Annotated in this window: 26 protein-coding genes and 1 pseudogene; 5 read left to right on the forward strand and 22 right to left on the reverse strand. The window is 35.5% G+C overall.

Going from position 1 to position 23902, the window contains the following annotated elements; translation table 11 throughout:
- Positions 1-104 precede the first annotated feature (104 nt).
- Entirely contained in the window at positions 105-3290 is a 3186-nt protein-coding gene (locus AC4GZ8_RS05310; protein ID WP_491080757.1) for a DEAD/DEAH box helicase, read from the reverse strand.
- A 231-nt stretch (positions 3291-3521) separates the two neighbouring features.
- Between AC4GZ8_RS05310 and AC4GZ8_RS05315 the strand changes: the two genes are divergently transcribed.
- Positions 3522-4079 (forward strand): NUDIX domain-containing protein, encoded by a 558-nt coding sequence (locus AC4GZ8_RS05315; protein WP_491080758.1) that lies wholly within the window; start codon positions 3522-3524, stop codon positions 4077-4079.
- A 62-nt stretch (positions 4080-4141) separates the two neighbouring features.
- Here AC4GZ8_RS05315 and AC4GZ8_RS05320 read toward each other — a convergent pair whose 3' ends face one another.
- From AC4GZ8_RS05320 to AC4GZ8_RS05360, 9 genes are all read right to left on the reverse strand, one after another.
- The gene (locus tag AC4GZ8_RS05320) at positions 4142-4378 is read right to left on the reverse strand and encodes a hypothetical protein (protein WP_491080759.1); all 237 of its coding nucleotides are present in this window, start codon (positions 4376-4378) and stop codon (positions 4142-4144) included.
- Between the two features lie 62 nt (positions 4379-4440).
- Positions 4441-5436, reverse strand: coding sequence for an LLM class flavin-dependent oxidoreductase (locus AC4GZ8_RS05325; protein ID WP_491080760.1), 996 nt, complete (start codon positions 5434-5436; stop codon positions 4441-4443).
- Between the two features lie 15 nt (positions 5437-5451).
- A complete protein-coding gene (locus tag AC4GZ8_RS05330) occupies positions 5452-5736 on the reverse strand; it encodes a DUF3219 family protein (protein ID WP_491080761.1) in 285 nt (94 codons plus the stop codon).
- Positions 5737-5871: 135 nt separating this feature from the next.
- The gene (locus AC4GZ8_RS05335; RefSeq protein WP_491080762.1) at positions 5872-6348 is read right to left on the reverse strand and encodes a FixH family protein; all 477 of its coding nucleotides are present in this window, start codon (positions 6346-6348) and stop codon (positions 5872-5874) included.
- Positions 6349-6369: 21 nt separating this feature from the next.
- Complete coding sequence (locus AC4GZ8_RS05340; protein WP_491080763.1) at positions 6370-7734, reverse strand: PepSY-associated TM helix domain-containing protein; 1365 nt, start codon at positions 7732-7734, stop codon at positions 6370-6372.
- A gap of 204 nt (positions 7735-7938) precedes the next feature.
- Positions 7939-8283, reverse strand: a complete 345-nt coding sequence (locus AC4GZ8_RS05345; protein WP_491080764.1) for a hypothetical protein — start codon at positions 8281-8283, stop codon at positions 7939-7941.
- Between the two features lie 4 nt (positions 8284-8287).
- Positions 8288-9568 carry a M48 family metallopeptidase gene (locus AC4GZ8_RS05350; RefSeq protein WP_491080765.1) on the reverse strand — a complete coding sequence of 427 codons (1281 nt, stop codon included), beginning with the start codon at positions 9566-9568 and terminating at the stop codon, positions 8288-8290.
- A 117-nt stretch (positions 9569-9685) separates the two neighbouring features.
- Positions 9686-10336: a 5,6-dimethylbenzimidazole synthase gene (gene bluB / locus AC4GZ8_RS05355; protein ID WP_491080766.1), complete on the reverse strand. Its 651-nt coding sequence runs from the start codon at positions 10334-10336 to the stop codon at positions 9686-9688.
- 332 nt (positions 10337-10668) lie between these two features.
- Entirely contained in the window at positions 10669-10809 is a 141-nt protein-coding gene (locus AC4GZ8_RS05360; RefSeq protein WP_491080767.1) for a hypothetical protein, read from the reverse strand.
- A gap of 335 nt (positions 10810-11144) precedes the next feature.
- On the opposite strand from AC4GZ8_RS05360, the gene AC4GZ8_RS05365 reads away from it, so the two are divergent.
- Positions 11145-11330 (forward strand): alpha/beta-type small acid-soluble spore protein, encoded by a 186-nt coding sequence (locus AC4GZ8_RS05365; RefSeq protein WP_026562562.1) that lies wholly within the window; start codon positions 11145-11147, stop codon positions 11328-11330.
- Positions 11331-11610: 280 nt separating this feature from the next.
- On the opposite strand, the gene AC4GZ8_RS05370 is transcribed toward AC4GZ8_RS05365, so the two are convergent.
- The 7 genes and pseudogenes from AC4GZ8_RS05370 to AC4GZ8_RS05400 form a co-directional block, all read right to left on the reverse strand.
- A complete protein-coding gene (locus tag AC4GZ8_RS05370) occupies positions 11611-13581 on the reverse strand; it encodes a TRAP transporter permease (RefSeq protein WP_491080768.1) in 1971 nt (656 codons plus the stop codon).
- Positions 13571-14083 carry a DUF1850 domain-containing protein gene (locus AC4GZ8_RS05375; protein WP_491080769.1) on the reverse strand — a complete coding sequence of 171 codons (513 nt, stop codon included), beginning with the start codon at positions 14081-14083 and terminating at the stop codon, positions 13571-13573. Before AC4GZ8_RS05375 ends, AC4GZ8_RS05370 begins: the two co-directional genes overlap by 11 nt.
- A gap of 76 nt (positions 14084-14159) precedes the next feature.
- A complete protein-coding gene (locus AC4GZ8_RS05380) occupies positions 14160-15167 on the reverse strand; it encodes a TAXI family TRAP transporter solute-binding subunit (protein WP_491080770.1) in 1008 nt (335 codons plus the stop codon).
- A 229-nt stretch (positions 15168-15396) separates the two neighbouring features.
- Entirely contained in the window at positions 15397-16461 is a 1065-nt protein-coding gene (locus tag AC4GZ8_RS05385; RefSeq protein WP_491080771.1) for a M14 family zinc carboxypeptidase, read from the reverse strand.
- Positions 16462-16856: 395 nt separating this feature from the next.
- Positions 16857-17417 (reverse strand): ribosome hibernation-promoting factor, HPF/YfiA family, encoded by a 561-nt coding sequence (gene hpf / locus AC4GZ8_RS05390; protein WP_491080772.1) that lies wholly within the window; start codon positions 17415-17417, stop codon positions 16857-16859.
- Between the two features lie 19 nt (positions 17418-17436).
- Positions 17437-17898: a universal stress protein gene (locus AC4GZ8_RS05395; RefSeq protein WP_491080773.1), complete on the reverse strand. Its 462-nt coding sequence runs from the start codon at positions 17896-17898 to the stop codon at positions 17437-17439.
- A 252-nt stretch (positions 17899-18150) separates the two neighbouring features.
- Positions 18151-18383, reverse strand: a pseudogene (locus AC4GZ8_RS05400) (HutP family protein); the annotation flags it as partial.
- A gap of 102 nt (positions 18384-18485) precedes the next feature.
- On the opposite strand from AC4GZ8_RS05400, the gene ndk reads away from it, so the two are divergent.
- Both ndk and glsA read left to right on the forward strand, forming a co-directional pair.
- A complete protein-coding gene (ndk, locus tag AC4GZ8_RS05405; protein WP_491080774.1) occupies positions 18486-18941 on the forward strand; it encodes a nucleoside-diphosphate kinase in 456 nt (151 codons plus the stop codon).
- Between the two features lie 74 nt (positions 18942-19015).
- Complete coding sequence (glsA, locus tag AC4GZ8_RS05410) at positions 19016-19945, forward strand: glutaminase A (protein ID WP_491080775.1); 930 nt, start codon at positions 19016-19018, stop codon at positions 19943-19945.
- Positions 19946-20049: 104 nt separating this feature from the next.
- Here glsA and AC4GZ8_RS05415 read toward each other — a convergent pair whose 3' ends face one another.
- Both AC4GZ8_RS05415 and AC4GZ8_RS05420 read right to left on the reverse strand, forming a co-directional pair.
- Positions 20050-20361: a YjcN family protein gene (locus AC4GZ8_RS05415; protein ID WP_491080776.1), complete on the reverse strand. Its 312-nt coding sequence runs from the start codon at positions 20359-20361 to the stop codon at positions 20050-20052.
- A gap of 46 nt (positions 20362-20407) precedes the next feature.
- Complete coding sequence (locus tag AC4GZ8_RS05420) at positions 20408-20698, reverse strand: DNA-binding protein (protein ID WP_491080777.1); 291 nt, start codon at positions 20696-20698, stop codon at positions 20408-20410.
- A gap of 243 nt (positions 20699-20941) precedes the next feature.
- Between AC4GZ8_RS05420 and AC4GZ8_RS05425 the strand changes: the two genes are divergently transcribed.
- The gene (locus AC4GZ8_RS05425) at positions 20942-21325 is read left to right on the forward strand and encodes a GtrA family protein (protein WP_491080778.1); all 384 of its coding nucleotides are present in this window, start codon (positions 20942-20944) and stop codon (positions 21323-21325) included.
- A 39-nt stretch (positions 21326-21364) separates the two neighbouring features.
- Here the strand turns inward: AC4GZ8_RS05425 and AC4GZ8_RS05430 are convergent, their stop codons facing one another.
- From AC4GZ8_RS05430 to AC4GZ8_RS05440, 3 genes are read right to left on the reverse strand one after another with little or no spacing between them, the layout of a single operon-like run.
- Entirely contained in the window at positions 21365-21706 is a 342-nt protein-coding gene (locus tag AC4GZ8_RS05430; protein WP_491080872.1) for a zinc ribbon domain-containing protein YjdM, read from the reverse strand.
- 50 nt (positions 21707-21756) lie between these two features.
- A complete protein-coding gene (locus tag AC4GZ8_RS05435; RefSeq protein ID WP_491080779.1) occupies positions 21757-22287 on the reverse strand; it encodes a hypothetical protein in 531 nt (176 codons plus the stop codon).
- An 11-nt stretch (positions 22288-22298) separates the two neighbouring features.
- Positions 22299-23768 (reverse strand): FAD-binding oxidoreductase, encoded by a 1470-nt coding sequence (locus tag AC4GZ8_RS05440; RefSeq protein ID WP_491080780.1) that lies wholly within the window; start codon positions 23766-23768, stop codon positions 22299-22301.
- Positions 23769-23902 lie beyond the last annotated feature (134 nt).

The following is a 23902-nucleotide window of genomic DNA, read 5'->3' on the forward strand; positions in this document are numbered from 1 at the left end:
ATTCTAATAGAGTCTATCTTCTAGTATAATGGAAGATTCATAAGATAGACTAAGCCAAATAAAGGAAGCATAGAAAAAAGCCTTCAATAAAAGTGATTGAAGGCTTACAACATTAAAATTTCTCTTATATCTTCTTCTGTAAGAGTTGTGGACCTATCTCCGTTTGATTCAATGATTTCTTCCACAAGATTTCTTTTTTTATCTTGCAGCTCGTTTATTTTTTCTTCAATTGTTCCTTTGGATACAAGTTTTAAGACAGTAACAGAGTTTTTCTGCCCAATGCGATGGGCGCGATCGGCAGCTTGCTCTTCTACAGCAGGATTCCACCATGTATCATATAATATCACCGTATCCGCACTCATCAAGTTTAAGCCTGTACCACCTGCTTTTAATGAAATTAGGAAGTAATCCCGCTCCCCTTTATTGTATCGATGACATATCTCAACCCGTTCTTCAGCTGGTGTCTGACCATCTAGGTAAAAGTAGGAAAGCCCTCTTAATGTAAGTTCTTTGCCAATTAGCTCCAGCATTTTCGTGAACTGAGAAAAAATCAGGACCCTTCTTCCTGCATTATTCGCTTCGTCAATGATTTGAAAGAGTTGCTCAAATTTTGCAGAGCTTCCCTCGTAGCTATCTACAAATAATTTTGGGTGACAACAAATTTGGCGTAAACGAGTTAAGCCTGCTAATATACGAATACGATTTTTACGAATGGTTTCTTTGTCCAAATGTTTTAACGTATCATGTCTTAGCTTTGCTAAATATGCTGCATACAGTTTCTTTTGTTCCGGGAGCAGTTCTACTGTGTCTGTTTCATCGTATTTTTGGGGGAATTCATGTAATACGTCTTCTTTCATTCTTCGTAATAAAAACGGCCGTATTCTTCGTGAAATCGTCTTATTGTTAAGCTGACTATATTCCTTTAATCCTAAAAATAACTGGGGAAACACAACATGAAAAATGGACCAAAGCTCTTCTATTGAATTTTCAACCGGGGTTCCAGTAAGTGCAAATCGATTATTTGCCCTTATTTTCTTTACAGCACGAGCTGTTTGTGTTAAAGGATTTTTAAAGGCTTGTGCTTCATCGTAAAATACAGAATGAAATTCTTGTTTTTCATACCACTTAATATCTTTTCGTAATAACGGATAAGACGTAATGACTACATCTATGTTTGTTAAATCATGTTGAAGTGATTCACGTTCTGCTCTACTTCCATCTAATACAATGGCTTGGATTGATGGAGCAAAGGTTAAAAGCTCACTTAACCAGTTGTATGTGAGAGATGACGGACAAACAATAAGGACAGGATTCTTTATTTCACGTATAGCTGGAAGCTCTGACTCGATAAATGCGATGCTTTGAATTGTTTTTCCAAGACCCATATCATCTGCCAAAATTCCACCGAAACCATAGTGCGCAAGTGTCTTCATCCAGCGGTACCCTGTCTTTTGATAATCCTTTAAAATAGAATCCAAGTTCCCAGGTATTGGAAACTCAAGGCTGCCGTGTTCTTGAATCGTGTTAAGAAAATCTCGAAAAGAAGCTTCAAGCTGAAATGAATCACTACTATCGACATAATCAAGGAGCTGAACACATTGCTCAAACGGTAAATCAAGTCCATCAGAAAGCTTTTGATTCTGAAGAAAAGGTGCTTGAAGAAAACGTTGAATTTCCTGAAACTCTCTTGATTCAAGTGAAAGCAATGAGCCGTCTCTTAAGCGGTAATATTTTCGTTTTTCCTCAAGGGCTACCAATACTTCTCGAATTTGTTTGTCAGCAATACCGTCCATTTCAAACTTGAATTCCAACCAATTCGTCCGTTCCTTCTTCATTTTTATTCGAATCTGAGGTTTCATATTTTCCTTGAAAAGGCGAGAGCGTACCGCTGTTGTCGCATAGATCTGTGTAAGCTTTTGAAGCTTAGGGACAATATAATATAAAAACTCATATTCAAGTTCTTCGTTTTGTAAATAATAGCCTTCGTCTGTAATAGAAAACATAGCCTCTTTCATTAGCTCTAAAATCTCATTTTCCTTTTCCACATCTCTTATAATGAAAGTATCAGCTGGTGGCTCTCGAGTTTCAAGTGGATTTAAGATAATATGTTCATAATGAAATTCAATTCCAGCAAGTAAACGATTTTTAATTCGGTCTAAATATAATTTTGCAACTAGCGGTGTTTTATTCATTAAGGTTGTCATTTCAGTAGAAAGCGCTACTTTTCCAAATCTACGAAGAGCTGGTACTACTTTTTCTAGAAAAAAACCGATCTGATTCTGTGGAATCATAAGACAATCTTTAGAAGAATTTGTGATCAATTGCTTCATTTCATATAACCGCATCGAATCTTCATTCTCTAAAAAAGTAAATGTACTTCTATATAAAACGCATTGATATGGATGAAGAACAATGATTTGTTCTAAACCATTAATCGATAATTCATAGCCATTATTACGTGCTTTATTCAAGTGAAAATCAATGGGAAGCAAATCCTTTGACCTCTTGATTTCTGAATACTGCTTTTCCTCATTTTCTACTTTTACTTGTGGTGCTTGGATAAGTAGTGGAAATAACCTTCCAAATGATGTAGGCGGTATTAATAACAATTGATCATGATTTGCACGATATCCGTTATAAATTTTTTCATCATGAACAACATGAATAAGCTCCTGAATGATCACATCATGTTCTTTCTGAAAACAATGTTTGTCATGATCAAAGGAAAAAGCAGGTGAAGGCTGAATCGAACGCCCTTGTTTTAATTTTTCTAAAAACAGGTGGATGTTTTCGACTTTATGATGTTGAATCATAACCTCTATGCCAATTAAGTGATGTCCATCTTCCATTTTGACAGGCTTACATATGAACACGACATCAAGCACTTCACGATCCTCAAAATGAGTTTGATGTCTGCTCGTTCGTGATTGGCGATCATTGAATAACCCTAGCAAGCCTTCTGTTAATTGTTCGTTTGATGATGGAGTTTCAATAGGTACTGTACCTTTCCTTTGGTGCTCATAGATGGCTAATAAAACTGCTGCAATATGCTGACAATCTTTATCAAAGGAAGCTAGTTTTGGACAGGTACACTTCGCTTGAATTTCCCCTTTTTCATCATGTTTTATGGTAACGTAAAAATCCTCCGTACCAGTGACAATTGCATGATATTGATGGTTTTCATATGAATCGAAGACTACTTTATTTGCATGATAAAAAGCACTTCCCCTTTTAAAGGATGTTATGCCACACATCTCTTTTATGATTTGATGAGTAAGCTTTATATTCAATGTCTGGCCTCCTTCTGAAGTGGATTTTAGTAAATGAAATTAGTGTCAAAGTACAGTTTACCACGATTTTTATCGATATAGGTAATGGGAATAAGCAAAAACATTTCCTGGGCAAGCGCAAAAACTGACATTTCTCTTTCTGATTCGTGATCTTTACACTTTCTTTAAGTTAAAAAAGGGTATGACGATTAGACTGGAGAATATAAATAATAGAATTTAAGAATAAGGATGATGAAATTGACAGCAAATTTTTGTATCAAATGCGGATTAAAAATGGTTATTCGTGAGATCGATGGTGTAGAAAGAAAAGCGTGCTCCGGATGTGATTTTGTGTTTTGGGGCGATTATAGTATCGGAGTTGGAGGGTTAGTGATAAAGGATAAGAAATTTCTTCTTGTAAAACGAGCTCATCATCCTGGTAAAGGGTACTGGACTAATCCGGGTGGCTATATCGAACAATTTGAGAATATAGAAGAAACCATTATAAGAGAGGTAAAAGAGGAAGCTGGAATTGAAGCTAAAGTGAATCGAATTGTTGCAATCCGTGATCTTCCTCGTCAAATACATAATGTATATATTGCGTTTGCGATGGATTATGTAGATGGTGAGCCAAAACCAGATGGAGTAGAGTCTGATGAAGCAGGTTTTTATAGTCTTGAAGAAATAGAAACGATGAATGTGGCTCCTTTTACTAGATGGTTAATAAAAGTAGCTTTTGAATGTGCAGACAGCGGTCTACAAAAGGATGAGGAAACGATTTTGAACGATCATCTGCTTTTTTCAGTATAAAGTGATGAAAAGTTTAAAATAAGAAAAACCCCAGAAAGGAGAATAAAACATCCTTGCTGGGGCTATTGATTTATCTTCTTTCTTACTTCATCCCGAATCATTTCAATAAGTTCGTCAGACATATTTGTTGGAAGTGAGGTGTTATTTTCAAGCACCCATTTATTTAGGATTTCTAAATCAGACTTATTGAAGGTGATACTATAGTTTTGATTGTTATGGGTAAATTCAGTTGTGACCGCCTCTTCTCCATATAATCCATCATCGATAATCATATGGGTGATTTCATACTCCTTCATCATGTCATCTCCTCCGCTCTTCTTCCTCTATAGAATGAGCGTAACAGGGTGGATTATACATGTCTTTACAGGAGTGTTTCTGCGATCAAACCATATGATGTTAATCGATCTTCTGGTAAGTGTGTTATTGTAACAATCATGATTTCATCAGCTTGATAAGAAGCTTGGATATCCTCTAATTTCTGTTTTACCTGTAATGGGTTGCCTATGACCATTTTTTGTTTCAGTTTCTCCATTGTTTGTTTTTCAGTTTCAGAAAACGGATAATTTTTTGCTTCTTGAATGGAAGGAATCCCTTTATTCCCTTCTCCTTTTTCCTTTTGGATGGCCCAGAATATTGAGCTTAACGCAATTTCTTCTGCTTTTTCAGTTGTTTCGGCACAGATGGCAGATACGGTCAATATAATGTTTGGTTTATTGTCAATCTTTTTAGGGTTGAAATGATCAAGATATTGTCTGATAATGGCTTGGCCATCATTGTCGCTCATAAATTGGCCAAACGCATAGCTCATCCCTTTTTCTGCTGCTAATAGGGCACTTTTTTTACTAGTTCTAAGAAGCCAAGGTACAGGTGCTGTTTCTGGAATTGGAGAAGCGGATACTTTAGCATATTCATGATCTTCTGGAAAATCATTGTATATAAAATGGAGTAATTCATCTACAGATTTTGGTAAATCCCATACTTGCTGAAGAAAGCGATCTGATAAAGCATTTGTAGCTTCTGCTGATCCGCCTGGTGCACGTCCAATCCCAATATCAATCCGATTTGGAAATAAGGTTGCAAGCATATGATAGGTTTCGGCTACCTTATAAGGTCTGTAATAAGGTAACAAAACAGCTCCAGAACCTATTCGTATAGTATGTGTATTTGCACCAATATAGGCAAGCATCACTTCAGGTGCAGAACATGCAAGTCCTGCTAAATCATGATGTTCAGCAATCCAATATCGTGTATACCCTAGCTCCTCTCCCGCTTGAGCTAATCGTAATGATTCCTTTAATGCTTCTTGAGGTGTTTGATCAGATGAAATCGGTGCTTGATCTAATATACTTAGCCTCATTCTACCCCTTCTCTCTTATTTTTCCTGTTCAATGATCTGTAAAGAAAATTGTGATATTTGGTTTTCCTTATATAAATTTATTAATGCTGTGGAATATTGCTTAATCACTCCGTGAAATACTAGGTCTTTTTCCGGTACTCTCACATGAAAATGATTTTTATAAAGTAAGGTTGTGATGGCATGATATTCTTCACTGGTAACAGGAAATTCAACTGAAATTTCTAAAAGATCATTGATTTTTTTCTCTTTATATTTTGTTAAAGAGATAGGTGTATCATTTATTATGATTTCATTAACCATAGTAATCCTCCTAATTTATCAAAGTTATATACCATCATATAATGAATTTCATCTTTTTAAAAATAGATTGACTTGTGTATGATAATTCGGTAATAAAAAAATCCGATCACCTAATAGATGAGACCGGATGATTATTTAGTGATGATGCTCATGATTTTCCTTTTGATTTATTACTCCATCCTGTAAAAATTTTAACTCATTAGTAGAAAGCTCTCCTACAATAAACCGCTTTGTGGGCATTATGAAAGAGCCATCATTGCCAGCATGGACCTTAACATAATAAAGGCCGTCTTGATTAAACTCTTTTTTGAGACCATACGAACCATTACCTAATTCTTCTGCTTGCTCCATTTCATATGCCACAGAACCGTCTTGTTTCCAAATCTCAATATGGACAAAATCTGGATCTTCTACTCTTTTTCCTTTTTGAGTAAGAGAAACGGTAATCTCTTCAGGTTTATCTGACGAAAAAGACGAAGGAATGATAATGTCAGCTTGAAGAGGTTCTTCTTGTTTGTATAAAGCAGCGACATCCGGTTTAAGTGAGCAAGCGCAAAGAGATAAGCTCAGTATACTGATAATAGAGATCCAATTTATATTGTTCATAACCATAGCTACCTCATCCCTAGTAAATTAAGCAGTAAAAAATTTCTTTAAGACAGATATTCTTTGAATGATGAGCAAGTCAATAAGCCAAACAAGAATAAGCGATAAACCGACAAGCGGAAACAAAATGGCTAATCCTATTAATAAAAAGAAGAATGAATTCATTTTCTTTATCCTAATTGCTTTAGGTGCTCCTAAGCCTTTTTTAGGCTTTCGTTTCCACCATAAGTAAAATCCGCTGCACATGACAAAAATAATGCCTAAGCAAATGATAAGGCTAACCAATTGGTTTAACAAACCAAATTGTGTTCCTTTATGCAAAGTGATTCCCCAAGCAACGATTTTTCCGATTGGACCATAGTGATCATAACGATAGTCAGCAAGTACTGCTCCTGAATATTGATCAATATGAACGGTTACCTCATCTTGCGCTTTTGGCGGAAATCCTGATAGCGTAAAGACTCCTTCTTTATCGCTCGGATAAATGACTGTATAGCTTGGGTGAACACCTTGGCGATTTGCAATTGATAAAACATCATCAATAGATAATTGAACAAATCCTTCAAGTGTTGATTTTGGTACATCCAAGGTTTCTGCTGCCCAAGGAACATCTGCAATATCCTTCGTTTGGATAGTTGATGTCGGTGCACTTCCTATCCAAACAGAAGGAGGATATCCTTGCCCGGTATTGGTGACAACCGATTGGAACTGATTCCCCCAAAACCCTGACCAGGGCAATCCAGACATAATTAAAAAGAACATTCCAGCCGTAATCCAGACAGCAGGAACGGCATGAAGATCTCTTCTAAGTATTTTTTTCCCCTTGTGAAATCTTGGAACAAGAATACCCGATAAACCTCCCTTTTTTCTTGGGAACCATAAATAAAGTCCAGTTACGATGAGGACGATTGCCCAACAGGCAACTAGCTCAACAATTCGGTCTCCGACAGTCCCTGCCATTAATTCCCCATGAAATTCTTCAATTTTATCCATGATACGGCCTTCATTATTTAATAATCCAAGAGATTGACCTGTGTAAGGATCGATAAAGACTGTATATGATTCTTGATTTAACGTAATGGTGATTTCACTAGAACGTGCTGCATCTTCTCCAGGTCGATATTTTGTCACTACTGCATCTGGATAGGTCTTCAATACCTCATCAATCTGTATTGAAGCTGGTATTTTTTCTCCTTGTGGAGTGACCTCGTAATATTCTTTATAAAGCATTTGCTCTATTTCCGGTTTAAATAAATAGATAGAACCTGTTACTGATAAAATGAGAAGAAACGGTGCAAAAATAAGCCCTGCATAAAAATGCCATCTCCATATGGTTTGATAGAGAGAGGTTTTTGTCTGCTTTTTTGTTGTTATTCTATTGGTATTCTTCAATTTTGTAGACCTCCCATGCTTCTGCTAGACATGATCATTGATGTAAGAAAACGTTGAGATCCCATATTTCGATCACTATAAACTAGACTAGATTATTTTCATAGTTATGGAAAGTCATAGAATGATAAAATATGTGAAATTATGTTGAACAATTCTCCAAATAAAAAGAATGAACCATATAGGTTCACCCTTTTGTTCATGCCATTATAAATGGTTTAAATGTCGCCATTGATGTAATTCTACAGACATTCCAATAAATAGTAAAAATGCTCCGATCAACATGAGTGAACAAATCATTACATAAATAACTGGTTTCTGTAAACTTTTTGGGAGAAAATTTGTTAATTCTTTAAATATGGTCATATATCCTTTTGGATAGATACTTTCAAAGATTACTAATAGACCTAAGCACATAACAAAATATGTTGGTGAGATAGTATTAGGAACAAGAAAAAACGCTGTTCCAGTTATGAGAGTTAGAACATATAGCGGCACCCGTAATCTAGATTTCGCTAGTATTGATTGAAAATGAATCCGTAATTTTTTCAAACTATTACTCATAAGATTCCAGCAATTGAACAAACTCAGGGTCTTCATATTCCTTTGCATAGTCAAGTGCTGACATATCATCAGAATCTTTTAAGTTAGGATCCGCGCCGGCATCTAGTAACAATTTACCTGATTCAAGATCACCAACGACTGCGGCTGACATTAGCGGTGTCCAACCGTAATCATCCTGAAGGTTTGGATCTGCACCATAATCTATTAAAATTGGAATATATTCTGGTCTTTCATTCGTAACTGAAACTAATAACGCACTTTCTCCATATTCATTAAGAGTATTAGGATCAGCCCCATCCTTTAATAATTGTTCAACTGTTTCCCGGTCATTGTCAATAATCGCTTGCATTAATGGATCATATTCAGATGGTTCAGTAAATTCACTTAAAAAATCAAGTTTAGAAAATGCAAAAGCAGCTCCAACTGATACCCCAATAAATAAACCTGGTAAGAGGAAGAAAATGAGAACAATGATTAGGATAACTTGTTTTGTTTTCTTTACTAATTGTACAGTTGGTTGGTCATCATTCATAAATGATTGAATCTCATGAATTCGTTTTGGAAGAGGTGGATGGGTCGACAGCAATTCTGCTAATGTTGCGAAGAACCCCTTTTTCTCATTGTATTGCTCCAAATATTCATTTAGGTTTACCTTGTTATATAATCGTCTTCCAGCTGCTAAAATTAATAAACCATTGATTGCATTTTGCGGCTTTTCGGTATAATAAGCTGCCATTCGATCACATGTATATTCAGCCATTCGTAAATAGCTTGTCCCAAGAAATGGTATCCACATAGCAAGAGAGACAAAAATACTTTTCGTAATATGATTTCGTTTAAGATGGGCTAATTCGTGTGCAATGATATAATCGATATCAAAATCTGAAGCTTCATCAGCTATATCAACAAAATCAGAATATAAAACAACCATGTTTTTCCCTGATAAAGCGAGAACTTTTGTGGCAAAAGCATTTAATAATCCACCAGATTCAACAATATAAACCTCGGGGATATTTTTTAGCTCCATCTTTGCAGATAGGGTAACAACTTTTTCATACAGGTCTGGAAATTGCGATTCACGAAGTCTAACTCCATTTAATTGGATATGTGACATCGAAAGTATGTGTGAAAAAAGCGAAATAAGAGCAAGCGCTAAAAAAATAAAAATACCGACAATAGATAAAAGCAAATATAAAGTGAAAAGGCATGTAGTAATAACACAAATAATAAAAAATGTTTCCTCGTGTTTATGGACTAATTGATTTTCTTTCATGTAGTTGAATACTCCTTTATAACGATGGTTAAGTAAGTGATCATGATAAACTTGAATAGAAAGTAGTTGATATATTCAAGTTTATCAGTTGGTTAAAAATGCTATCTTTTGAAAGGATTACTCTCCATATTCCCCCCATTTATTTTTGAAAATTAAATTCTTTAATGTTTTTCGTTTTTCCCATTTTGCCGTTTCTAAAATTGGCGCTTTCGGATAAACGTCTGTATAACCTAATGAAATGAGAGCAACTGGATCAATATGTGGAGGGATTTCTAGGATTTCGCGGATATCTGCCTTTTTATAAAAACTAACCCACCCCATGGCTATCCCTTCTACACATGATGCTAACCACATATTTTGAATAGCACATGCTGTAGACATCATATCTGTTTCTGGTATTGAATTTCTCCCTAATACATGAGCCCCGCCTCTGGTTGGATCACATGTCACACAAATGGTAATAGGAGCTTCCCTAAGTCCCTCAATCTTTAGTTGAAGAAATGTTGATGCTCTCTCATCTTCTTCATAGTGTATCGCAAGAGCTCTACGTTCTTTATCTGCTGCCCAAGCTAACTTCTGTTTCAATTCGTCAGTTTCAATTAAAATGAAATTCCAAGGCTGCATAAATCCTACAGAAGGTGCTTGATGAGCGGCCCCTAAAATTTTCTCCACTGCTTCAAATGGCACAGGATCTGATTTAAAGCTTCGAACATCTCTTCTTGTTGCAATGACTTTGTATAAAGCTTCTTTCTCTTCCTTAGAAAACATGATATAACACCTCAACTCTTTTTGAGTTAGTCAAACTTACAAACAATATTACTCTTAATCTAGTATACGTGTGTTTACAAAAAAGTAGACAAAACGAAAATGAAAATCCGCCAGTTTGACTGAGCGGATAAAGTAAGAAAACATACAAAAATTTGTATGTATTTATCCCACATTCTTAACCTCTGAAGAAAGGTCTAAGAATATTTACAATTCCTATAATTTATCCTAAAAATTGTATGTCTCAATAGATAACATCATATAAGAACGAAAGCAAAATTTCAATCCTATTTTTGGTTGAAACGACGAAAACTTCCTTTAATCGAAATAACAATCTATCCTTGGTCTTTCTCATCATAAGCAATTAAAACGATGTTCTCATTTGTTTCACTTCGAAGCTCTTTTTCTAGTGATAAAATTTTTTGAAGCTGTTCAGGATCTAAATGCGCAACTGGAAATTTTTCAAACATATCCATTGTTTTTTATCCTCCTTTTTCCAGCAGATTTTATGACTCAATTGGCTGCTATTTCCGAATACCCCACTAGTTCCTAACTTTTTAAAGATTTTGGTTTTCTTGAATCTTGATTAGGTATGTTTCTTACTCTGATGATAAAAGTTCTAGTTGAATTCTTAGCTGGTATTAATTAATGTTTCCACCTATACAATAAGGTTCCCAATAATGAAAAGGTTATACAGTGACTCATCATACAGATATAACGCTAATTTTTTTGAAAAAACGGGACAAAATAATTTTGAGCATCTGATATTAGTGCTTAAAGTTCCTAAACCATTCTAAAGGGGTGTTGTACAATGGCAAGAAATAAATTGGTTGTGCCAGGTGCAGAAAATGCTCTTAATTCCATGAAAGAGGAAATCGCGAATGAATTTGGGGTACAACTTGGAGCCGATACGACTGCTCGAGCAAACGGTTCAGTTGGTGGAGAAATGACCAAGCGATTAGTCGCAATGGCTGAAAACCAGCTTCGAAACCAATAAAGGAAATAACTTTAAGGGACTTCTTATATAGGGGTCCCTTAAAGGGTTTTGTCAGGTATTATTATCAACTCCGAAGAATAGTACATTCACGTTCAATCGTTTCAATGCGTGAGGTATAAAGATTGTACTAAGGATCATTTTAGAATGAAATCAATGAATGATATTGTTTAAATTGCTTATTTGCCTTAGGTTAATAAAAGCCTCGCGCTTTTATTCGGAGCTATCAAAAAAGCCTGATTCCCAGATTGTAATCTAGAAAATCAGACTTTTAAAAGTAAAATTAATTTGGCATATTTACTGTGTTATCCTTACCACGTTTCCATAAGAATTGTAAAGCGAATAACGCGGCAAAAGCAATGATACCAACGATATCGGAAATACCCTCTGGATATATAAGCAGAAGCCCTGTAATGATGGCAAAAATACGTTCTAACCAATGAAGCTTTCGCATCCAGAATCCGATAATTCCAGCACCAATCGCAAGCATTCCAGAAATAGCTGTTATTAAGACCCATACTAACTCAAGCCATGTTGTATCAATCATGAGCAGTTGTGGTGATAAAACAAATATATATGGAATGATAAAGGCTGCGATCGCCAGTTTGGCCGAGTTGACTCCTGTTTTTAGCGGCTCTCCTCCCGCTACACCTGCTGCAGCAAAAGCAGCTAATGCAACCGGTGGAGTAATATCTGCAATAATACCAAAATAGAAAACAAACAAGTGTGCAGATAAATCAGGAACCCCTAGTAAAATAATCGCAGGTGCAGCAATTGTTGAAGTAATAACATAGTTTGCAGTTGTAGGTGAACCCATACCAAGTACAATTGCTGCAAGCATTGTTAACATTAACGTTGGGATTAAGTACCCGCCAGCAAGATCAATTAATCCATTTGCTAATTTTAATCCAAGACCTGTTTTTGTAACGATACCTACAATAATCCCAGCAGCAGCGGTAGCAGCTGCTACGCCTAATGCGGAACGTGCACCGTCAACTAGAGCAAGAACAAATTGTTTTGGTCCCATTCTAGTATCTTTATTAAACATACCGACAATAATGGCAATTAAAATTGCATATAATGCCGCATGTGTAACAATGACACCTGACATTAATAGAACAACAACTGCAATGATTGGAAGCAATAAGTAGATTTTCTTTAATACTTCTTTCCGTTCAGGCATTTCTTCTTTTGTTAGACCGCGTAAGCCAATACGCTTCGCTTCAAAGTGAGTCATAATCCAAATCCCGGCAAAGTAAAGGACCGCTGGAATTGCGGCAGCTTTAGCTATTTCCCAGTATGTGATTCCACCGCCGATAAATTCAACCATTAAGAAAGCAGCTGCACCCATAATTGGAGGCATTAGCTGTCCACCAGTTGACGCAGCAGCTTCTACTGCTCCGGCAAACTCTTTTTTATATCCAAGTTTTTTCATCATTGGAATCGTAAAAGAACCCGATGTTACAACGTTAGCAACAGAGCTTCCGCTAATCGTTCCTTGTAAAGCACTTGAGAAAATAGCAACCTTAGCAGGACCACCTGTTCTTCTTCCTGCAATTGAAACTGCTAGATCATTAAAGTATTGGCCTACTCCTGTTCTTACTAAAAATGCTCCAAATAACAGGAATAAGAAAATAAACGTTGATGATACAGCAAGAGGTGTTCCTAAAATACCCTCTGTTGTAAAGAACATTGTTTGTACTAGACGTTCAAAGGATAATCCTCTATGTGCTAGGAAACCAGGCATAAATTCTCCATAAAGACCATAGATCAAAAAGATTAGGGCAATAATGGTAATAGGTAGACCAACAGCTCTTCTTGTAGCCTCAAGAACGAGTACGATCGCAATAATCCCAACAACAAAGTCTAAAGTTGATAATCTCCCAACACTCATAACCAAATCATTAAAGAATAATGGCCAATAAGCTCCTACACCAATACTTAGTAAAGCTAAAATACCATCATACCATGCAATTTGCAGCTTTCCTTTTTGGCGTTTCTTTCGATTAGCAGGGAATAGTAAAAAGATTAATGAAAGGGCAAACCCTAAGTGAACCGTTCTTTGAATTTGCGCCGTAAACACACCGAAAATGGCTGTATACAATTGGAATAGTGAGAATGCTAATAATCCTAAAAATACTATCCAACCAATAATTCCAGTAAGCTTCCTCGTTCCAGCCTCAGGATCATACTTTTCTAAAAGTGCCTGTTGCTCTTCTTCTGTTAAAGTCTTTATTTCTTCTTTATTGCTCACTGATCTTCACTCCTTTCAATTGCTCCCAATATGAAATTTTTTTTGGTGATATTCTTATCCAGGTTCCTGGTTTTATAAAATTAGATAATTTATATGTGTGGTCCTTATAAATAATTCGATGATCCGCTCTCACTTGTCCGAGTCTTAAATCTATAAATGGAAAATGACGATTCATATTTGTTATATAGTATGTACCATTTCTTACCTCAAATACCTCGTCACCTTCAGCATTAGAAGGCATTCCAACCGCAAAATCTTTGTAAGAAAGCTCTTTTAGCGTAATCTGCTTTTCCGAGGCGGAGTAGGTTTCAATCACATCTGAGAGGTGAATGGAATGGGTGTATTTAATTTGAAAGGTGTCTTCATTTTTAAAAGGTAAGTAAGCGAGAATTTCGTCTTCATCTTCATAGGTAAAGGCAAGAATTTGTTTATAAGGAAAGAATAATAAAAATGCGATAAGCGAAAGTAGAGGTATGATTAGTAATACTAATTTTAATTTCATAATACCCATCCCTTACATGCATGAAACATATGAAATCGATAGACCGCTCATGCGATCTATCGATTTGTAAAAGCAATTATTTTGAAATGCCTTTTTCTTCAAAATATTTAGCTGCGCCAGGATGAAGCTCCATATCACCTAAACCTTCTAGCGCAGTTTCAGCTTTTATGAATTCTCCTTTTGCATGAGTGATTTGATCGGTGTTTTCAAACAATGCTTTTGTCATCTCATAAACTAAATTCTCATCAAGATCTTTAGAAGCTACAAGCATTGCTTTAACAGCAACAGTTTTTACTTCAGACTCAAGTTTGTATGTTCCGCTTGGTACAGTATCTTCTGAATAATATGGATACTTCTCAACTAATTCTGCAATTTTATCTTCTGCAATTGGAACAATCACAACGTCTTCTTGTGCTGATAATGCTTCAACTGCTCCAGTTGGAGTACCAGCAGTAACGAACGCTGCATCAATATTACCTGCTTGGATTCCATCAGTAGATTCATCAAATGATAAGTTTTGCGCTTTAATATCATCAGTTGTTAAACCGTGGATTTCAAGAATTTGCATCGCGTTGATATAAACACCAGATCCAGGTGCACCAACTGATACTGCTTTTCCTTTCAAATCTTCAACTGATTTTATTCCGCTATCTGCAGTTGTAACTAGTTGAACTGTCTCCGGATAAAGAGATGCAATCGCTTGAATATTATCGATAGCAGCTCCCTCAAACATTTCTTTTCCTTCCAGAGCATATGAAGCGATGTCTGTTTGTGAGAAAGCAAGTTCTGCTTCGCCATTTCTCAGAGTTTCCATGTTCTCTGCAGAAGCCCCAGATGTTTGAGGTGTAATATTCGCATCTGTGTTATCAGAAATAATGTTTCCGATTTGTCCACCAAGTGGATAGTATGTACCACCAGTACCACCAGTTAATAGGCTTAGGTTTTGTGTCCCGCCACCTCCACTAGTGCCACCTTCTTCACCAGCACCGCTTGTCCCGCCTTCATTACCGCCACCGCAGGCAGTAATAATCATCGCGAGTGTAAGCACCATGATGAATAAAAAACTACTACGAAGTTTTTTCATCGTGTAAAGCCCCCTTTTTATGGAAATTTTGTGTAGAAAACACATCATTATACTACCATAGGTTATTATAAGCTTGTCAAATGAAATGTTAGATTTTTCGACACGATGTTTTAGAATATTAATAGGACAATGCTTGTCAAGGATGCGTTATTCTATCAATCACTCAAACAACAACACATCCTCTAATCATGTAGAGGATGTGTTTATTAATCTTGCTTATTAATCCTGTTTATTCATCAGATTCTTCATTGGAACGATTTGTTTGGGTCGGTAAAGTATCCCAAAAACTCGTATCAGCTGAATTGATCGAACCATCTGCAATCGCTCGAACAGCAGCATCTAATGTTGTGACCGTTTGTTTGATTAAATAACCATTGCTTTTTTGACCGAGAGCATAAGATTCGATATAGTGGTCTGACATACCGCGCATTTCAAATAATAATGTCGAAATGTCATAACGAACAGCTGCACCATTACGTCCGATGTTTTCACCACTGCCGCCATTGTATTTACCGATATGACCCCAGCCAGTTTCTTCAAGTGTATGATAAACAACTGAACCTAGTTTTTTAGATCCTTCTAATACTTCTGGTTTTACATTAGAATTTGTAGGGTACAAAATCGACCCAGACACAAGCTCACCTTCTGTTTCGCTTCTTGTACCCTGGTGATGCAGATCGATCATATAATCAATATCATACTTTGCAAAAACATTTTCATGAAGGACTCTAGCTTCAGGCTCCATCTCACTAGTAGCTTTATCATGTTCACGATTTAAATCAACATAGTTGGCATTATAACGGGTTAAGTGTCGATCTCCATCAGCTAAATAATCGTCCAATGAAAAGTTAACGTCACCCATAGCTCCATCTGCATTTAACATCGGAATGATAAGAACGTTTACGTTATCTAAAACGCCTTTTGTTTTGTTTGTACCTAAATGTTTAATAAATTCAAGTGCCCCTTCAGTCGTTAACTGTTCATTACCGTGCTGCTGAGTGAGAAATAAAATGGTTGGATTTTCTGGATTAGATATGTATTTTGCCATGTAGATGTCTCTGCCCTTTACCGTTTGTCCTATTACTTCAAGCTCCATCGCATCTTGTTTGCTATCTTGAGTTTTTAAATACTCTACTAAGCTATCATATGTATGGAGAATGGACGTTTGAATCGAACCATTACCTGTATTTGGCCCATTACCAACCGCACTTACAGGTAATGATACAGATGTCATTGCACCAAAAGCTAATAGACTAGTTAGTGAAACAGATACTACTTTCTTCTTTAAACTCATTATTTTTCTTCCTCCCCTTTGGATAAAACTTCCTACAATGTTATTGTACAAATGTTTATAGATAGACTTAATAGAAAAGATCTCCTATTGTTTAGACATTTTCTGCAACCATGTTCATGGTTAGTCTTCTATTTAATTTTCCAAATATTATATTTTTATAGTAAAAAGGATGTGTTTACGAATTGGAAACACAGGTGTTTTAAACTAGAATATGGGGAATATTTTCAGTATCTATTTCTAAAGTAGCTACTAGAAAAGGAGTGTTTATACATTTTGTCGAACGAAAAGTGGTATATCTATTTTTTTCGATTCTGAAAATAAATTTACTACGAGTCACTCCATTATAGATTAAACAAAAAAGAACAACCAATAATGGATGTTCTTTTCACAAATTTTCACCCTACTCCTACTGATTCCATTTTATCTGAAGTAATCAGTCCATATTGTCCATTTTTCCTTTTGTATACAATACTAAATTGGTCTGTGTTTGCGTCCTGATAGACAAAGAATTGGTGGTCAAGCAAATTCATTTGTAAAATCGCTTCTTCCGTGCTCATCGGTTTAAAGTGAAAGTGCTTAATTCGAACAATCTCATCCTCTGCATGTTCCAATTGAGGAGGGTCTATTATTTCTGGTTGTATGCAAGCTCTACTTTTGCGTATTTTTCGATTTACTCTTGTTTTGTATTTTCGAATCTGTCTTTTCAGCTTTTCTTCAACCAAATCGATTGATTTATACATATCGTTTGTAGTTTCTTCAGCACGTATTGTCATATTTCCCAGTGGAATTGTTACTTCGATGCAATGATGATATTTAATTGTGGATAAATTAACATGTAATTGTATGTGAGTTACATCATGAAAGAAATGGTCTATGATTTGGCCGATTTTTTCGTCAATATATGCTTTCATCGCTTCTGTTAATTCAAGATTTTTGCTGTGAATAATCAGGTTCATATTTATTCCTCCAATTAGCTTAGTCCTCTTCTTTTTTCGTTCTAACGATTAAAACGTCACATTTTGCGTATCTAAGGATATGTTCAGATACACTGCCTATAAAAATTCTTTCAACAGCATTTACGCCTGTAGCACCACAAACAATTAAATCCACTTTTTGATTTGGAGCAATTTCTTTTGCAATCTTAACTTTTGGCGAGCCAAATTCGATAATCGGTTCAATATCTTGTATACCACTTTCTAATGCTAGCTTTTTATATTTTAATAATAGAGATTGTGAGAATTCTTCTGCAAGCCGAATAACCGATGGTTCGATAGGTGTGCCAAAAGCTGTCAATACTACTTCTCGTGTATCAATAATGTTGCATAAAATAAGACGTGCCTTGTTTCTTTTGGCAATGCTTAGAGCTTTTTTAAATGCCCACTCCGCTTCCGTTGAGCCATCAATCGCAACAAGAATTTGTTCATAGACCATATTCATGATCATCTCTCCCCTGGAATTCGTTTGTAGGAAGGAACTTCCTATGTCTATATTTTATCGACTTTTGGTGCAATACTATGTGATGAATATCACAATCTAGTTTTTTTTAAAAAAATCTATTAGTTTACATAATATTATTATTAGTTAGTACATATTTTCTGTATTTAAAGATAGTTGATTTTCGAATATGGTATTATCCCACAAAAAACAGCTCCTCTTAAAAACGAGAACTGTAAAATAACAATTAGTTAGTCAATGAATTTCTAAACCAATTGTTTCATGTTTTGACCCTTTTACAGTTGCCCCTATTGTTCCATATAGAGAGACGGCTATCCATTCACCTTCCTGCTCCAGCTCATATGGATTTTCACATAAAACCGCAAAGGAAAGCCCGACGGTTCTGATTACACTCCTAATTGAAACCGGCCACGGGTCACGCCATGTAAGGTTTCCATAATTGCATGTTATAAGGCATGTGATTCTCGTTCTATGGATGAACACAATAATTCAAAGTAATGGTTTAAGAAAACCTCAAAAATGTCATACTGTTTACTGGAGTCTTAAAAATAGTCATAGAGGTGATAAAAATGGCGTTACAACGGACGTTTATTATGGTGAAGCCAGATGGTGTTAAACGTGGATTAATTGGCGAGATTGTCAAACGGTTTGAACAAAAAGGATTTACTTTATTGCATGCAGAGTTAATGACTATTGATCGATCAAAGGCAGAATATCATTATGAGGAACACAGAGAAAAGCCGTTTTTTGGAGAGTTGGTTGATTTTATTACATCTGCTCCAGTGTTTGCGATGGTATGGGAAGGTGAAAATATTATCGAGGTTTCTCGTATTATGATTGGGAAAACAAGTCCAACTGAAGCACAGCCTGGAACAATCCGCGGAGATTTTGCCTTTAAAAAAGAGGAAAATGTCATTCACGGCTCTGATTCAATGGAAAGTGCTGAAAGAGAGATTGCAAACTTTTTTGATCCATTGCAAATCCGTTCTTCTGATCAATTTTACCAAAATCGTAAATCAAGTTAATTTTAATATGTCTTTTGTTTGTCAAAACCCTGCTTTGGCAACGAAAGACATTTTTAGATTGAAGGTGATGACTAGTGTTATGTCGATCAAGTGATGAATTACAGCGTTATGTGGAAAAATCAAAAGAATGGACGCAAAAAGGGAAAGTGGCAGATTATATTCCAGCACTTGGTAAAGAAAACCCCGATGATCTTTCTATTGCGATTCACTATCCAAGTGGGGATTGTGTGTCAGCAGGAGATATAAAAAAGAAGTTTACTCTTCAAAGTATTTCAAAGGTGATTAGCCTTGCTCTTGTGTTAATGGATCAAGGGAAGGAAGTAGTGTTCGAACGAGTGGGAATGGAACCGACTGGTGATCCCTTTAATTCAATTGCCAAACTGGAAACTATGGCACCTGCAAAACCATTAAATCCAATGATTAATGCTGGAGCACTTGTTGTGACACATCTGATTGCTGGAAATTCTGTTGAGGAAAGGCTGCACCGGTTATTATCATTTGTTCAAGAGCTGACGAATGACCAATCCGTTACCTACAATAAAGAAGTTGCTCAATCAGAATATGAAACAGCTGATCTAAATCGGTCTTTGATTTACTTCTTAAAACAGCACAACATTATAAATGAAGATGTTGAACAATTAATAGACTTGTATTCTAAGCAATGCTCAATTGAAATGAATTGCTCGGATTTAGCTAGAATTGGTGCTGTTTTTGCAATGGATGGGGCTGATCCGCAGAATGGTAACCAAATCATCCCTTCGGATATAGCCCGCATTTGTAAAACATTTATGGTCACATGCGGTATGTACAATGCATCAGGAGAATTTGCAATTAAAATTGGCATTCCAGCAAAAAGCGGTGTCTCCGGAGGAATTATGGGGGCTGTTCCAGGGAAGTTTGGAATTGGGATATTTGGTCCATCATTAGACGAAAAAGGGAACAGCATAGCTGGGATACGGTTATTAGAATTATTATCAAAAGATTATCATCTAAGTATGTTTTAGCGAAAATGCCCTCTATTTTTGTTAGGGCATTTTTTCTATCAGAGAGAATTTCGCCATTTGGACTTGATTTTTCCAATTAGATATCATGGGCTTATAATACCTTGTTATAAATCCCCTAAGAAATCAGTGATATAAAAAATCCCATATTTTCTCACTAAATAATTACTAAGCACACCTTGTGTAGCTTTCTCAATAGGCGGGTTTGTTAAGGTATACGCTCTTGCATTTATTTTTTCAAATTCTTCTTTATCAACTTCATTGTGGTATGTATCATCTACAATACCTGAAGTAAATGCCTGAATCGGATACCCAGTAAAAAAGACGTATGTTCGAACAGACAAATGTGGTGTGGAATGTAGGATATAGATAACGATAAGTAAAACAGTTAAGGAAATCCACGTTCTTTGTTTTTTCATCTTTTTTCTCCTAAAAATAGTATGTAAATCAATTCTAGTTTTCTACTTATTCACCAATTTTTAATAACCACTCACGTAATTGCTTTTTTGGAAAATAAATGGAGCCGTTAAGTTTTAAGTGTGGGACGTTTGGATATTCCTTTAACAAAGCTTTTGCATCATCCTTCGATGTACCAATGAAATGGTGCAAATCTTTTTCATTAATTAATTCATGATCATCATTTTCCTTAAAAATACTAGTTAAACTGTTCTCATTTGGATGACGGAAATTCTTCAGTCCTTCTCCGATAAAATATGCGGCTCCCACTAATCCAAATGCAATCCACATTAACTCCATAGTATATCCCCTCCCCCTATAAATATTGTTAACTTGCTTACGTTTTTGACAATCAAAAAGTTTCATATCGACTTTTATAAGTAACACTAATTCATAATGAAGGGCCATCCATCATGTTTTGCACCAACTAAATTGCACCATATCTATCCAGGATTGAATGATAGAAAAATTTGATTAATGAAATAATTCACAACAGCCATATGCTATAATAAAAACACTTGTTTAGTTTAGAAAGGAACAAAAATGCTAGTAGAGAAATGGCCTGTAATAAAATTTGTTAAATATAGTTTTGTTGGAATATTCTGTACGGGGATTTATTTTCTTTGTATGTTTCTTTTAGTGGAGTTATCGGGTGAAAATCCTGTATATAGTGCAATGATCGCGTTTGTGATCATGACAATTTGTTCATTTTATTTGAATAAAAGATTTACATTTGGCGGTAATTATTCTCATCAAAAACTTCTACGTTTTACAATTGTTGCGATAATTGGATTTAGTATGAATGTTGGTATAATGTTTACTGTGGTAAGCTTACTTAATTTTCATTATCTCATTGGTGAATTGGTGACAATTTTGGTAATACCTTTTGTGAATTTTTGTTTGAATCATTATTGGACATTTAATTAAGGTTGACTTCTGTTTAATAGAAGTCAACCTTATTGTATTTTATAGTTTTTTCACAAATTCCGATTTTAATTTCATTTCACCAAATCCTTCAATTTTACAATCGATGTTATGGTCTCCTTCTACTAATCGTATATTTTTTACTTTTGTTCCTATTTTTACAACAAGTGATGTTCCCTTTACTTTTAGGTCTTTGATCACAGTAATTGAATCACCATCATGAAGAATATTTCCATTTGCATCCTTCACTGCATATTGATTTTCTTCTATTTCCGGTTCAGTTTGTATCGCCCATTCATGAGCACATTCTGGACACACATAAAGCATACCGTCCTCATAAGTATATTCAGACTGACACTTTGGACAATTTGGTGTTTCTGTTATCATGATTTTTCCTCCAGATCCAGTATTGTATATTTTATATGGATCAAATACTACGCCCTATCTTGATAAAAAACTTTAACCCCGCTGTGGATCATCCCAATTATCCCACAGAAAAAGAGATAAGCCCCAAAACATGTGAGAAACGCAACAGGTGACAAGATTTTAATAAATGATAATCCTATCATACTTACTCCTACTAATAAATAATGATGAACAGCATGTAATGAATAGGAAGCTTGTTTTATATGCCATGCACGAAAATAACCTTGTAAAAAGCCTAATAGAATTTGAATAATAAGGGCAAAATAAGGAATGATTTCTATTTGTCCATTCATAAAGTAAATGGATAGATAAATCATCCCCATTACCAAATAAACGGAAGAAATACTTAAGAGTTCTTTCTTTTTAGATTGATAGACTCTATAACCCCAAGCTGCCGAAAAAGAAAAACCGGCAAAAAACCAAGCAAATAGCGTATAAGTGTAAGAAATTTCTTTTAACCAAATAATATAATAAGGGAAAATGACAACCTGACCAACAGTAACAACAAGTGGAAAGTTCTCAACTATTCCCTTTTTCATTCGTTCTTTTCTCATTTTAAATAATGCTCATAGAATAAATTTTGAAAAACACCATTTGGATCTCTCCGTCTTTTTTCTTCTTGGAAGTTTTCCCAGTTAGGGTAAGCTGCCTGAAACTGTTCCCTTGTCTGATAAGGATAATAAGGAAGATAATATGTACCACCATGTTTTATCGTTAGATTCGTCCATTTTTGGATAATGTCCTTCGCCTCTTCTAGTTCTTCTTCGTCTACACCATGCTGAATTAATACAACAAGACCTAGCATATCCTTTTTAGCATAGTGTAAGCTCGTAACATCATCTTTTGCTATATAACGAACCGTAATATTATGGATTTTAAAGTCTTTATCCTGTTCATTTCCTGAAAGCAATTTCTTTAGGTCTGATATATATTCTTCATATTTATTTACTGGTACAAAAAATTCCTGTAGAACTTCAACCCTCCCTGGTTGTGTAAACTCCATAAAGGTCGATTCAGATCTCATTGCATTATTCCGTGTAATGGTATCATGATTAAGTGATTGGATATATTGTTTTTGAGTTTCCCAAAAAAGATCTTCTAGCCAACCACCTTTCCGTCCCACATCCAAAGCTAATTTACTAATCTTTATCCCAGTTTCTTCTTTTAAATTTGTCGTTTTGTCTATTTTCCCAGTATTCTTATAGTCAATGACATACATTTCATCTAAAAACGAACTTGGGGCTACACTAATTCTCGCATAATGCATAGCTATATCTTTATCATTTAGTAGTGATGTAAGATATGGTTCATATTGATCTGGCTCAATTTCTTTAGTATGGATTGTATATACGTTATTGTCAGTTAATTCTAGTGTCATATCAAGGATAATTCCAAATAATCCATAGCCACCGAATACATATTTCATCCATTGCTCCTTATTATCTCGGGAAACGGTTTTGATATCTCCTGTTGGCGTAAGCAGGGTCATTTCCTTTACAGTGTCAGCCATTTGACCGAAACGAATATCACGTCCATGTGCATTAACAGATAGCGAGCCTCCGATCGTAAAAATAGACTGTGACTGCGTTACTTTTAGCGCTAATCCATAGGGATTTACAGCTTCTTGAACATCTTCCCATGTCGCACCAGCTTCAATCTTTACTGTTTTCTCACGTTTGTCAATGTTAATGATCTTATTCATTGCCTTCATATCGACCATTACACCATTTTTATAGTATGTATGACCACCTTGTGAATGCTGTAAGCCTGAAATTGAAAGCTTATCCCCATTTGTATTTGCTTCCTTTACAATTCTTTGTAATTCATTTCGATTCTCTGCTTTTTTAACTCTAGCGATTTTTTCAGGAAGTAAACCTGTGTAATCTGTTGCAAGAAAGTTTTGATCAACACCATATTTTCGTTTCTCTATCGGAATATACCACAGCGTTATGATCAAAAATAGACAAACCAGCATACCAAGAAACCATGGTTTTTTCGTAATACCCTTTACCGCTTGCATGTGCTCTCCCCATCTTTAATAAAGTACCTTACCTTAATCCCATCATCACTTTTTCGTCAACTACCTTGTAAGCTTAAGTTAAATGAAATTCCTATTACTGTCAGAATACCACATAATCAAAGCATTCCTAATGA

It is taken from the genome of Metabacillus sp. RB-C-LZQ-3-1, from assembly GCF_058315175.1.